Below are 12,662 nucleotides of genomic sequence, written 5' to 3'. Positions count from 1 at the left end.
CAATGAGGTTTAGCGTCGTGCAAGATACTCTGCAACCAAGAACGCGATCTCCAAAGATTGGCGGTGGTTAAGCCGTGGATCGCAGAGAGACTCATAACTATCTAAGAACGCTGATTCGTCAACGGGGTCTGAGCCTCCCAAACATTCAGCGACGTCGTCGCCTGTCATCTCGATATGTAGCCCACCGGGGAATGTTCCCAATGCCTCGTGCACTTCAAAGAAACCACGAACTTCATCGACAACATCGTTAAAGCGTCTTGTCTTATATCCTGATGGCACAGAAATAGTGTTACCGTGCATGGGGTCTGTTACCCAGACAATCTTTGAGCCTTCAGATTTAACCGCTTCAACGAGGGGAGGAAGATTTTCTCGAATTTTCTGTGCCCCCATGCGAGTAATGAAGGTCAAACGTCCTGGTTCACGTTCTGGATCTAAAATGTCGATGAGGCGGAGGACTTCTTCCGTAGATGTCGTTGGTCCAAGCTTAACACCGATGGGGTTACGCACCTTAGACAGGAAGTTAACGTGTGCATCGTCTAGTCCTCGGGTTCGTTCACCAATCCAGATGAAGTGTGCAGAGGTGTCATATGGGTTTTGAGTACGTGAATCAATCCGTGTCATGGCACGTTCGTAGTCGAGGAGTAATCCCTCATGCCCGACGTACATTTCGGTTGCTTTAAGAGCTTCAAAATCGGCTCCGCAAGCTTCCATGAATTTAAGTGCACGGTCAATCTCTCGTGCTAAAGATTCGTAGCGTGCGTGTGCAGGGTTAGCGGTAAAGCCTTTATTCCATTGGTTGACTAAACGAAGGTCAGCAAACCCTCCTGTTGTAAAAGCTCGGACAAGGTTAAGCGTTGATGCGGAGGTGTGGTATCCACGTACCATACGTCGAGGATCATGAGCACGAGCTTCTTCCGTGAAGTCAAAGCCGTTAACCATTTCGCCACGGAACGAGGGCAAGGTGATTCCATCACGTGTTTCATCGTTTGAGGAGCGAGGTTTTGAAAATTGTCCTGCCATACGTCCCATTTTGACAACGGGCATAGAGGCACCGTAGGTGAGTACGACAGCCATTTGTAGGAGTGTTTTTACTCGTGCTGAGATTTTATCGGCGGTAGCGTCGTTAAAGGTTTCAGCGCAGTCTCCACCTTGGAGGAAGAAAGCTTTTCCTTCAGCAACGTTCGCGAGTCTTCTGCGCAGACGGTCCACTTCACCGGCAAAGACAAGAGGGGGAAGTGAGCTGAGCTCTTGAATAGACGAAGGATAATCGGGGTGTTCATGCCACGTTGGTTGTTGGTCAATATGTAGATTGCGCCATTCGTCAAGCTCTGGCAGATTGTGGGAGTTCAGCGTCTGACCATGTTGGCTGTTTTCTAGTGACATATTAGGTTTCCTTCGAGAGTACGAAAGTTCTGCGGTATCAGAAAATGGGGTGCTACAACAAGATACCGCGCTTAAGATTGGGTGTTCTTAGAACGGCATTCTTGTGAAGCTACTGCTTAGTAAGCAAGTGACTCATACCCTCTGCAGGGTACGAGTATTTTGGTGAACATTACCGGTATCTTGAGCAGTTTGCAAAAAATTAGGACATTGTGGAATACCTTTTATCAGTAAGCGTTTCTTTTATCTTTCCACCCAGTCGGAAAGCAAAACGTTTAACAGAAAATTTTAGCATGACAAAACTTGCCATATTAAAGTGTCGAGTAAACTAGGTCCACTTCTGCAGAAAAATCACCATAAATCGTAACTTCAAATACTGTTGTGCCCATATATCTAGAGATAAGAAGACCCCGCACCGTATTTTGAAGCTGGGTGCGGGGTGTCCGAAAAGGATGCCTATATCCTCTCATAAAAAGGGCATTATGCCAAGAGATGTGGAGCAGTTTTACTCTGGACTAGGTACGAGACGCGAGCGCTATTTTCTGAGTCACCAAAAGAAAAAATACGGGGTATAAGAAAGAAAAAATACGACTCTGACATTTCAGGTTTTACGGCGAATTAATCTCACAGAACACAGCAGGACCAATTGATGCCTGACGACTCCCGTACTTTCCTACTGGGGATATTTGGTTATCAAGTATCAGTTAGCTTTTTGCTATGGAAGTTTTTATTTTTTGTTCAGTTCTTTGATGACTGTTTCGTATGGGATTCGTACGAATCTTTGACCTTCTGGTCGGTATGCTTCAGCCATGAATCCTTTTTGTGCTGAGCGTTCGTTTTGTAGTGCTTTGACGGAACGGTTCAGTAGTGGTGCTACTTCGCTGATGTAGAAGAATCCTCTGTATTGTGCTAGTTCCATCATTGTTGGGCTGTTCACGTTGGTTTTCCTTTTGTGTTTTTAGGCAGCCATAAGGGGTGTTTCTGGTGACTTTGCGAACCATTCTGCTGGCAACCCTGTCTTGTGCATGAGTAGTACAGCTTCGTTATTTGTGGGGGCGGTTTTGCCTTGTGCCCAGCTTTGTACTGCGTCTGGGTTGAACCCGAGTAGGTTTGCTAGGTCTGCCATGTTGTTTACTCCGTATCGGCTTGCGATGAACCAGAGTGAGTCTGGGTTGAAGATTAGTGGCTTGGTGTTTGCCATTGGTTGTTCACCTCCTTGGTTTCGATGACTCAACCTTACAACACAATTTAGCAATACTGCAAAGCCTTTTTGCGAAAAACTTTTGTGTTCTTGCTGTAAATCCCTGATTGACAAGGTGTTATGTTTGTGAAAAAAATATTAGGAACACGAAATTATTTAGCAAGGTTGCAAAACTTTCGCAATACTGCGATACTTTTCTGTATGGCAATAACTCAATATCTATTAGAAAAAGCTCAAGTTCCCTCAGTGCTACAGCTGGCGTTGAAGACGGGGGTTCCTCATCACAAGTTAAATAACCAGCTAACAGGACGCTCTACTCTCACTCTTGAGACTCTTCGTGACATCTCCCTAGCAACAGGACTAGACTTCCTCGACCTAGCAGTCAAAGCAGAACTCATAACACAACAACACGCAAAAAACATCAGAGCCAAAGGCGCACTACTAAACGCAACAAACAACGAACTAATCAACGAACTAAAACGCCGTCTCGACCAAGGCGAAAACCTCAACCAAGAAACACCCATCTTCTCCACGCCAACACAACTAGCAGAAGACAAACACTGGCGAGAAAACATCCCCACCGCCGAAGACATGCAATACCACATCGGAACAACCACACCAGACGGAACAGAATTCAGACCAGACCTATACACCAACCACAAAATGCTATGGGACAGATACGGTCAACAATGGCAAGAGCACTACACCCTTGCAGCCAAAAAGCAGGAACCATTCGACGACATCGAAGAACAATATGAATAAAGGCAGGACAAAATGTATAACCCGTACCAGCACGCATACGAGCTAGGCGTAAAAGTTCAGTGGGAGAAACTAGACCCGAACGTTAGAGGGCTCTAAGGCAACATATAAAGAACGTCTATCCATGAGACGACCTCGTTATCTCAGCAATAGCTTCTTCTGCTGTGACATGATGTTTTTTCATGCGGTCTTTGACGTCTGCAGCATAAACCGGAACGTATTCTTGTTCGCTAAGTTCACGGATTGCTTCCACAATACGGTCAGCGACAAGGCGTTGAACTTTATGGTCAGATGCACGGTCCCAGTATTCGGAGAAATCTAAGGGTTTTCCAATACGTGTTTCTACGGTAATAGCGGACCCGTCAGCATTTTTGAAACGTACAGCATTTGTTCCAAGTGGTTGGACCCGGTCTGTTCCGATTTGCCCGATAGGAACCACTGGAACGCGAGCGCTCAGGGCAAGTTTTGCAACACCAATTTTTGCTCGGTAGGCTCTGCCGTCGGGGCTTCTTGTTCCTTCTGGGTAGATGCCGAGGTAGCAGCCTTCGTGTAGTTTGTTGATTCCTTGGTTGAGAGAGGCTTGGCTTTTAGCTCCACCAGATCGGTCCATAGGAATTTGTCCAACGCCGCTGAAGAACCAGCGCATGAGGCGTCCTTTGAGTCCGGTTCCGGTAAAGTAATCAGATTTTGCGAGAAAGAATACTTGTCGAGGTACTGACATGGGGATAAAGAGGGAGTCGCAAAATGCTAAGTGGTTGCTGGCAAGAATGGCTCCCCCTGCTGGTAAGTTTTCTTGTCCTTGGACGCTGTGGTGATAGATGCGTCCAAGCAGTGGAGTGCAAACTTTTTTGAGGACCATATATAGGCGGGTGCTTTGGGTATTTTTCATTCTTGTGGGTGTGCCTCTCTACACGAGCGTCGAATGCATTCATAGTTTATCAATAGTGTTCTGTCTGCATCTCGTTTTGGTTGCGTGGCTTGAGAACTGTCATGGCCTAAGTAGTGCAGGTTTATTTTTGCTGGAGTGTTTTTGTGACAGTTGTGTCTTTGATACGAGGTGAATGCTGTTTAGTGACCTTATAATGAGTGGTGTTCGCGTTCCGATGAGGCACCTTCAGGAGATATAGTTTTGGCCGGTATTTTTAACCATCAGCCGATATCTTTTCGTGGTCAAAAGTCTATCGGTGTGCTGGTGTTGCATGGTTTTACGGGTTCGCCGTGGAGCATGCGTCCTTTAGCTGAGCATTTGATGGGGTTGGGATATTCGGTAGAACTTCCTTGTCTGCCGGGTCATGGCACCTCATGGCAGGATATGTCGAGGTTTTCTCGTCATGATTGGTTGGCTGAGGTAGATCAGGCGTATTGGCGTTTACGTTCTCAAGGGTGTGACGTTGTTATTGCGGGTTTGTCGATGGGTGGGGCGTTAGCTCTTTATCAGTCTGCTCGTCGTCCGGTGGTGGGAACAATTGTTATTAATCCTTATGTTGTAGATCCAACCCCGTTGTTGTCTTTGACTCCGTATGCGAAGTTTTTTATCTCAAGTACGTCTTCTATTGCTTCTGATATTGCGTTAGAAGGTGTTGATGAGGGTGCTTATGATAGAGTTCCTACTGCCTCTGCAGCGCAGTTACATTTTTTGGGGCGACAGTTGCGTCCGGTGATACCGCTTTTGTCTGAACCAGTTTTATATTTTCGTTCACGGCAAGATCATGTGGTTTCAGATGCTTCGCACCGTTATTTTCTGAAAAATGCGCTCTGCCCGGTAGAGTTTATTGAGCTTGAGAATAGCTATCATGTGGCAACTCTTGATAATGATGCCCCGTTCATCTTTGAACATGCTACTGTTTTTCTCACATCATGTGAATTGAGCCAGAAAGTTACCTTATGAAGTATGTTTCAGTACCAGAAGCTGTCACCTGTGACCCACAGCTCAACGTTACCGATATTTTGGAACGTAAAGTACAACATAGTGAGAACCCCGTTCTTTACCGTGTCCAGTACTCCCCTGGCAACTGGGTACCTATTCGTGCCACCGAGTTTAAAAAACAGGTAGTAGACCTTGCTAAGGGTATGATTGCTGCAGGCATCGAAATTGGCGATACCGTTGGCATTATGTCCCGCACCCGATATGAGTGGACGCTGATTGACTTTGCAATCTGGTATGCCGGCGCCATTTCAGTTCCTGTCTATGAAACTTCTTCACCTGCTCAAGCCGCTTGGGCGCTTTCGCACTCTCGGGCAAAAGCAGTGTTCGTAGAAACAGAAGCCCTTGCTCACACTGTTGCTGAAGGTGAGCAGTTCGCTCCCCTTGTATTAGACAATACCTGGGTTATTGATCAAGGTGACCTCAAAGAACTGGTCCGCAAAGGTCAGGATATTAGTGATGAGGTAGTTGAACAGCGCCGTTCCTACGCCACTTTAGACTCTATCGCGTCCATTATTTATACGTCTGGCACAACGGGAAAACCTAAGAGTTGTCCTCTCACTCACGGCATGTTTGCGCGTGTTGCAGCCAACATCTTGGTGGGTGAACCAAATGTTTCTAAACCGGGTGGTTCAACAGTGTTGTTCTTGCCTTTAGCTCACGTCATGGCTCGTATCATTCAGATTACGGCGATGGACGCTGGAGTTGTGGTTGGTCATTCTTCTAATATCAAGAATCTAACCTCTGATTTAGGTTCGTTTAAACCAACCTTCTTGTTGGTGGTCCCCCGTCTCTTTGAGAAGATTTATGAGGCGTCAGTGCGTAAGGCAGAGAAAGGCGGAAAAGTTAACGCTAAGCTCTTCCACCGTTCTGTTGACGTAGCAATTCGTTGGTCGAAGGCTTCTATCGCTGGAAAAGTTCCCCGCACGTTAGCGCTACAATACGCATTCTATGACCGTCTCGTTTACTCTCAGTTGCGTAAAGCAATGGGAGGAAACCTCCGATATGCGGTATCTGGTGGAGGCCCCTTAGCTCCTCGGTTAGGCCATTTCTTCCATGCAGTAGGTGTTATGGTCATTGAGGGGTACGGACTAACTGAATGTACCGGTCCTATCTGTGTTGGACGCACCCGCGACTTTGAGGTCGGAAATGTTGGTACGTTGTTACCTGGTGGTGCTGCTCGTCTTGCTGAAGACGGCGAGTTAGAGCTTAAAGGTGTTGGTGTCATTACGGGGTATCTTGATAACCCTGAAGAAAACGCTATCGCTTTCACAGAGGATGGTTGGTTCCGTAGCGGCGACTTAGCTCAAATTGATGAGCGTGGTTTTATTAAGATTGTCGGACGTAAAAAAGAAATTATTGTGACAGCTGGTGGTAAAAACGTTATTCCTTCAGTTGCTGAAGAGCGTCTACGTACTTCCCCACTAGTTTCTAATGCCATGCTTATTGGCGATGAGAAACCGTTTATTGCGGCACTGATTACCCTTGACCCAGACGCTTTACCAGATGAGTTAGAGCATCTTGGTTTACCGCGTGAGATGTCTATTTCTGATGCGGCTATTAACCCTAAAGTTCGTGAGGCTATTCAGAAGTTTATCGATGAGGCAAACACGTTTGTGTCACGAGCGGAATCTATTCGTGAGTTCCGTATTATGAACCGTGATTTTACCGAAGAAGAAGGGCATTTGACTCCGTCACAAAAAATTAAACGTGCTGTAGTTTCGCATGATTTTGCTTCATATATTGAGGATATTTATAACCGTACTAAAGAGTCTGTCAATGAGCAGTCTAAGAAGTTCGAAGAGTTCCGAGCAGAGCGTGCTGAACGTGCTGAAGCTAAACGTGCTGAACGTGCCGAGAAACTTGATGAGTTCCGTCAAGAAACTGGCAATAAACTCATTGAATTAGGTGAGCAGATTAAGGACTACACACCTAAACATAGCGCCGGTCAGGACGAATCCTCCAGCGAATAATAACCTTACCTTGATAAAAAGATGATGGGTGTTGGCTCCTCCCGCTTAAGGGATTGAAGCCAACACCCATCACTCGTTAATGGTGGTACAAACTTTTTAGGAGTGCAAGTCAAGACCTAGAATAGCGTTCTCAACAACTTCTGTGAGTGCTGGATGAATCCAGTACTGTCCGCGAGCTAGAGTTCTTAGGTTTTGTCCAAAGCTCATTGACTGAATGAGGGGCTGAATCAGTAATGATGCTTCAGCGCCCATAATATGTGCCCCTAATAGTTCTGCGGTATCTGTACGAGCGATAAGTTTGACAAAGCCTTCGGTGTCTTCCATCGCCCACCCGTAGGCGGTATCACCATATTTTTGGACTTTAGTAACAATCTCAAAGCCTTCTTTTTCTGCCTGTTGCAGGGCTTGTTTCTCGGTGAGTCCTACGCTAGCGATCTGCGGGTGTGTGAAAACAGCAGCTGGAACGATGTTGTTTTCTGCGCGGTGTAGGTCTTCGCCTTCCCATAGGTTATGTTGTACGGCTCGCATCTGTGCATTAGCGACGTGTTTGAGCATCCACGGTGAACTAATATCTCCTAAGGCGAAAACGCCCTCTACAACTTTTCCGTTCGATAGTGCCCGCTGGTATTCGTCAACTGCGAGGAACCCACCGTCTACCACATCATAACCGGCGTCTTTGAGTTTGAGCGATGCGCTGTTTGGTGTTCGTCCAACAGCCAAGAGAACGAGTTCTGCGTTAAAAGTTTTTTCTTCTCCTTCATGTTTTGCACGAACCGTGACTTGCTGAGTGTTCTCGTCTGTCTCGATGGCATGGACGGGAGTATTAGTGTATACGCTCCATTGTTTACGTGCGTTGTGTTCAAAACGTTCTGAGATGAGTTCGTCAGCACCACGTAGCAGAGTTTCTGAACGGTGTAGCTGAGTGACCTCAGTACCTAAGGAGCTGAAGACGTGTGCAAATTCTGCGGCAATAAACCCTCCACCAATAATGATGAGACTCTTGGGGAGTTCTTCAATGCGCATAATAGTGTCAGAGGTGTGCACTAGTGGGCTATGGGTGCCATCAATATTTTCGGGGATGGTGGTGTGTGAGCCGGCAGCAATCACAATCTTTGGTGCGTGTAGTTGTCGCCCACTATCGGTTTGAAGGGTATGTGTATCAATGAAATGTGCGTACTCTTCGATGACAGTAACGTTATCGAGGGTTTTGCGGTAGTTGAGCCCGCCTTCAGAGATTGCGTCAATGCGTGTAAAGATTCTGTCTCTCATCTGTTTCCATGAAACGTTCACAAGCTCAGCTTGCACGCCAAGGCGTTGCATATGAGTAGTCTCGTAGGCAAGAGTTGCGGGATAAACGTATTGTTTAGTGGGGATACAACCGAAGTTCAGGCAGGTTCCTCCGAACGTTCCGCCATCCACGATGGCAACTTTTTGATGTTCCCAGCGTTCATCGATGAGAGAGTTCCCTGAGCCTGATCCAATAATGATGAGGTCGTATTCTTCGGTCATGTTTCCTCCGTGAAATGAGTGTTCGGGATAGATTCTGCTGACTATAACGGGTTTGATAGTGGTTCTATTCCCTCGTTGACAGCCTTTGATGTGTTTATGCTACGGCGTTGATAAAAGATGAGGTCTTTCTTTAACAAAAAAGAAGTTTTGTTAAAGAAAGACCTCATCACCTAGTGAGTTATGTTTTTATGAGTTGGTGTTAACTACGATGAGCAAGTCTCCACCTGCCACTTGAGTAACATCTTGGTAGACGACTCGTTCCACAACGCCGGCTACGGGTGAGGTGATAGATGCTTCCATCTTCATTGCCTCAATGGTGGCAATTTGTTCTCCGACTTCGACACGGTCTCCTACCGTGGCGGTAATCGTTACCCCACCAGCAAAAGGTGCAGAAACATGACCGGGGTTGGTGGGGTCAGCTTTTTCTGCCTCTTTAACATCAGATTCAATGGAGAGATCTCGTACTTCGACAGTTCGGGATTGTCCGTTAAGCGTGCAGATGACGTGCCGGATACCTTTAGAATCTGGTTCAGAGATTGCTTGAAGGCTGGCGATAAGACGCACTCCTTTTCCTAAGGAGATAACATGTTCTCGGTTTTCGATCATTCCGTAAAGGAAATCTCGAGTATGAAGGATAGAAACGTCACCATAGTCTTGACGGACACGTTCAAATTCTCGTGTCGGGGCAGGGAAAAGTAGCCTGTTTAGTGTTTTACGACGTGTGTCTCCACCTTCTTGTAGAGCTTTTCTGTCCTCTTCAGAGAGTTCATTGACCGTCGGTTTCGCTAGTTTTCGCCCTTCAAGCGCACGGGTTCTAAACGGTTCTGGCCAACCTGCTGGAGGTGTTCCTAATTCTCCATTCAAGAAACCGATAACAGAATCTGGAATGTCGAAGTTCTGTGGGTTTTTCTCAAACTCTTCGGGGTCGACTCCCATACCTACCAGTTGTAAGGCAAGGTCACCAACAACCTTTGAGGAGGGTGTCACCTTGACGATATGCCCCAGCATTTTATCCGCTGCAGCATACATATTCTCAATATCTTCAAAGCGGTCAGCCAAGCCAAGGGCTTTGGCTTGTGCCCTGAGGTTTGAGAGTTGTCCCCCAGGAATTTCGTGATCGTAGACTCGCCCAGTGGGTGAACTCAAACCATTTTCAAAGGGACGGTAGATTGCTCGAATGGCTTCCCAATAAGGTTCTAGAGAAAGTGCCGCGTCAAGGCTTACTTCTGGTTGACGTTCGGTGCCGTCCATCGCTGCGATGAAAGCAGAGAAAGGAGGCTGTGAAGTTGTTCCAGCGAGGGTAGCGGAGGCAAGGTCGACAGCGTCTACCCCTGCTTCTACAGCAGCCAATAACGTTCCGATTTGTCCGCCAGCAGTGTCATGAGTGTGAAGATGTACTGGCAGGTTAAAGCGTTCACGTAAAGCACTCACAAGACGTCGTGCAGCTTCTGGACGTAGTAGCCCTGCCATATCTTTGATAGCAAGGATGTGTGCACCCGCGTCAACAATTTGTTGTGCGAGCTCAAGGTAATATTCAAGAGTGTAGACCTTCTCCTGAGGGTCTAGGAGGTTACCGGCGTAGCACATGGCGACTTCTGCAACGGCTGTTCCGGTTTTCCGTACTGCCTCAATTGCGGGAGTCATTTGTGAGACGTCATTGAGAGCGTCAAAGATACGGAAGATATCGACGCCTGTAGCAGCCGCTTCTTGGACGAAAGCATCGGTTACTTCTACTGGATAAGGAGTGTACCCGACGGTGTTTCGTCCGCGCAAAAGCATCTGGATGGGGATATTTGGCATGGCCGCACGAAGGTGTGCCAAACGTTCCCAAGGGTCTTCTGAAAGGAAGCGTAACGCCACATCATAGGTTGCTCCACCCCATGCTTCTACAGAGAATAGTTCTGGTAGCACGTGTGAGACGGCAGGTGCTGCAGCTAGCAGGTCTCGGGTTCTTAGACGTGTTGCTAGAAGAGACTGGTGGGCGTCTCGGAACGTCGTGTCAGTGATGGCGATAGGTTGGTATTCGCGTAGTGCTTGTGCAAATCCTTCTGGGCCTCGTTCTTGCAGGATATGCCGCCATCCTCGGGGTCGTTCGTGTTCGCCGTGGTCGAAGGGCGAGCGGAAAGGCTCGTCAATTTTGTCCCCGGGGAATCGAGGAAGTTTATGGCGAGGGTCTGGCCCTTCAATACGTGCCCCGTGAGGCTGATTGACGGTCACTTCTGCAAGGTACTGTAAGGCTTTTGTGCCGCGGTCACCCGAGGGACGTTTGCGTAACAGTTCTGGGTGTTCATCGATGAACGGTGTTGAGACGTCTCCAGCTTGGAAGGTGGGGTCTTCAAGTACCGCGTGTAAGAAGGGGATGTTGGTGGCAACTCCGCGGATACGGAATTCTGCTAACGCGCGTTGTGCACGTTGCACCGCTGCCGAGAAGTTTCGTCCACGGCAGGTGAGTTTTACGAGCATGGAGTCAAAGTGTGGTGAGATTTGAGCTCCGGTATAAACGGTTCCGCCATCTAATCGGATGCCAGAACCACCTGCTGATCGGTAGTATGACACTTTTCCGACGTCAGGTCGGAATCCGTTGGCAGGGTCTTCAGTTGTGATGCGACATTGTAAGGCTGAGCCTCGAACGTGCAGTTCTTCTTGTTTAATGCCGAGGTCTTCGAGGGATTCTCCTGAAGCGATACGCATTTGAGCTTGGACGAGGTCTACGTCAGTGACTTCTTCGGTGACGGTGTGTTCGACCTGAATACGTGGATTCATTTCGATGAAGACGTGTTCTCCGGCGCGTTCGCCTGCGGTGTCTACAAGAAATTCTACGGTTCCAGCGTTTTGGTAGCCGAGTTCACGAGCGAATTTGACGGCGTCGCGGAAGAGCGCTTGTCGAATGTTCTCATCGAGTTGTGGTGCCGGTGCAATTTCGACAACTTTTTGGTGTCGCCGTTGCAAGGAGCAGTCACGTTCAAAGAGGTGCACGATGTTCCCTTGTGCATCGGCAAGGATTTGCACTTCGATATGGCGCGGGCGCAGTACTGCTTGTTCGAGGAATACGGTGGGGTCGCCGAAGGCAGTGTCTGCTTCTCTCATTGCTGAGGCGAGCGCGTCGGGTAGGGCTTCTTTGCTTTCGACTCGACGCATTCCGCGTCCACCGCCACCTGCTACTGCTTTGACGAAGATGGGGAACCCAATTTTTTCGGCTTCTGCTAGTAGATATTCGGTGTCTTTGGACGGTTCGGAAGATTTGAGGACGGGTATGCCTGCTGCTCGTGCTGCGCGTAGTGCTTCGACTTTGTTACCGGCTAGTTCTAAGACTTCTGGTGGTGGTCCGATGAAGGTGATTCCTTCTTTTTCTGCGGCACGTGCAAGGTCTGGGTTTTCTGAGAGAAAACCGTATCCTGGGTAGATGGCATCTGCGCCGGCTTCTTTGGCGACGCGGATGATTTCTTTGATATCAAGGTACGCACGAACAGGATGTCCTTCTTCACCGATAGGGTAGGCTTCATCGGCTTGCTGACGGTGAATGGAGTGGCGGTCTTCGTAAGGGAATACGCCAACTGTTTTTGCACCAAGTTCGTAGGCGGCGCGATATGCACGAATGGCAATCTCGCCACGGTTTGCGACAAGAATCTTTTCAAACATGTGTTTAGTTCCAATCTGCCTAGCGTAGGAGGCATTCTTGGTAGAGGTTTTCACGGTGTGTGACTAGCTCTACTATATGCATCATTGCTAGTTTTTGCCCTTTTTTGTTCTTGGTGGAGCCAAGAATACCTAAAGTTTACATAGTTATAGGGCATCTGCTGTGGTTATCTACATTTAAGCCCACAATGCGATATTTTGGTGACCTTTGGCAGGAGTTACCGCTAAAGTTCGGTAGCATTATGTTAACTGTGTAAAAATTGCACGTTAGATTTGTGTT

At 47.8% G+C, this 12,662-nt stretch carries 9 protein-coding genes; 3 read left to right on the top strand and 6 right to left on the bottom strand.

What is annotated here, in order from left to right:
- Positions 1 to 9: 9 nt before the first annotated feature.
- The 3 genes from ACN081_RS02210 to ACN081_RS02200 form a co-directional block, all read right to left on the bottom strand.
- Entirely contained in the window at positions 10 to 1,383 is a 1,374-nt protein-coding gene (locus tag ACN081_RS02210; RefSeq protein WP_419106814.1) for a class II 3-deoxy-7-phosphoheptulonate synthase, read from the bottom strand.
- A 724-nt stretch (positions 1,384 to 2,107) separates the two neighbouring features.
- Positions 2,108 to 2,317, bottom strand: a complete 210-nt coding sequence (locus ACN081_RS02205; protein ID WP_419106813.1) for a hypothetical protein — start codon at positions 2,315 to 2,317, stop codon at positions 2,108 to 2,110.
- Positions 2,318 to 2,338: 21 nt separating this feature from the next.
- Positions 2,339 to 2,581, bottom strand: a complete 243-nt coding sequence (locus ACN081_RS02200; protein WP_419106812.1) for a hypothetical protein — start codon at positions 2,579 to 2,581, stop codon at positions 2,339 to 2,341.
- A gap of 201 nt (positions 2,582 to 2,782) precedes the next feature.
- On the opposite strand from ACN081_RS02200, the gene ACN081_RS02195 reads away from it, so the two are divergent.
- On the top strand, positions 2,783 to 3,343 hold the full coding sequence (locus ACN081_RS02195; protein ID WP_419106811.1) for a hypothetical protein: 561 nt from the start codon (positions 2,783 to 2,785) through the stop codon (positions 3,341 to 3,343).
- A gap of 115 nt (positions 3,344 to 3,458) precedes the next feature.
- Here ACN081_RS02195 and ACN081_RS02190 read toward each other — a convergent pair whose 3' ends face one another.
- Positions 3,459 to 4,229, bottom strand: coding sequence for a lysophospholipid acyltransferase family protein (locus tag ACN081_RS02190; RefSeq protein ID WP_419106810.1), 771 nt, complete (start codon positions 4,227 to 4,229; stop codon positions 3,459 to 3,461).
- Positions 4,230 to 4,469: 240 nt separating this feature from the next.
- Between ACN081_RS02190 and ACN081_RS02185 the strand changes: the two genes are divergently transcribed.
- Both ACN081_RS02185 and ACN081_RS02180 read left to right on the top strand, forming a co-directional pair.
- Positions 4,470 to 5,228 (top strand): alpha/beta hydrolase, encoded by a 759-nt coding sequence (locus tag ACN081_RS02185; protein WP_419106809.1) that lies wholly within the window; start codon positions 4,470 to 4,472, stop codon positions 5,226 to 5,228.
- On the top strand, positions 5,225 to 7,237 hold the full coding sequence (locus tag ACN081_RS02180; protein ID WP_419106808.1) for an AMP-dependent synthetase/ligase: 2,013 nt from the start codon (positions 5,225 to 5,227) through the stop codon (positions 7,235 to 7,237). Before ACN081_RS02185 ends, ACN081_RS02180 begins: the two co-directional genes overlap by 4 nt.
- Before the next feature lie 96 nt (positions 7,238 to 7,333).
- Here the strand turns inward: ACN081_RS02180 and ACN081_RS02175 are convergent, their stop codons facing one another.
- Entirely contained in the window at positions 7,334 to 8,746 is a 1,413-nt protein-coding gene (locus ACN081_RS02175; RefSeq protein ID WP_419106807.1) for a mycothione reductase, read from the bottom strand.
- Positions 8,747 to 8,932: 186 nt separating this feature from the next.
- Positions 8,933 to 12,385: a pyruvate carboxylase gene (locus ACN081_RS02170; RefSeq protein ID WP_419106806.1), complete on the bottom strand. Its 3,453-nt coding sequence runs from the start codon at positions 12,383 to 12,385 to the stop codon at positions 8,933 to 8,935.
- Positions 12,386 to 12,662 lie beyond the last annotated feature (277 nt).

The sequence above is a fragment of the Rothia sp. P13129 genome (assembly GCF_048512865.1).
Classification (GTDB): Bacteria; Actinomycetota; Actinomycetes; order Actinomycetales; family Micrococcaceae; genus Rothia.
The sequence above is the reverse complement of the archived record's forward strand: the minus strand, read 5'-3'. Positions and strand labels throughout refer to the sequence as shown.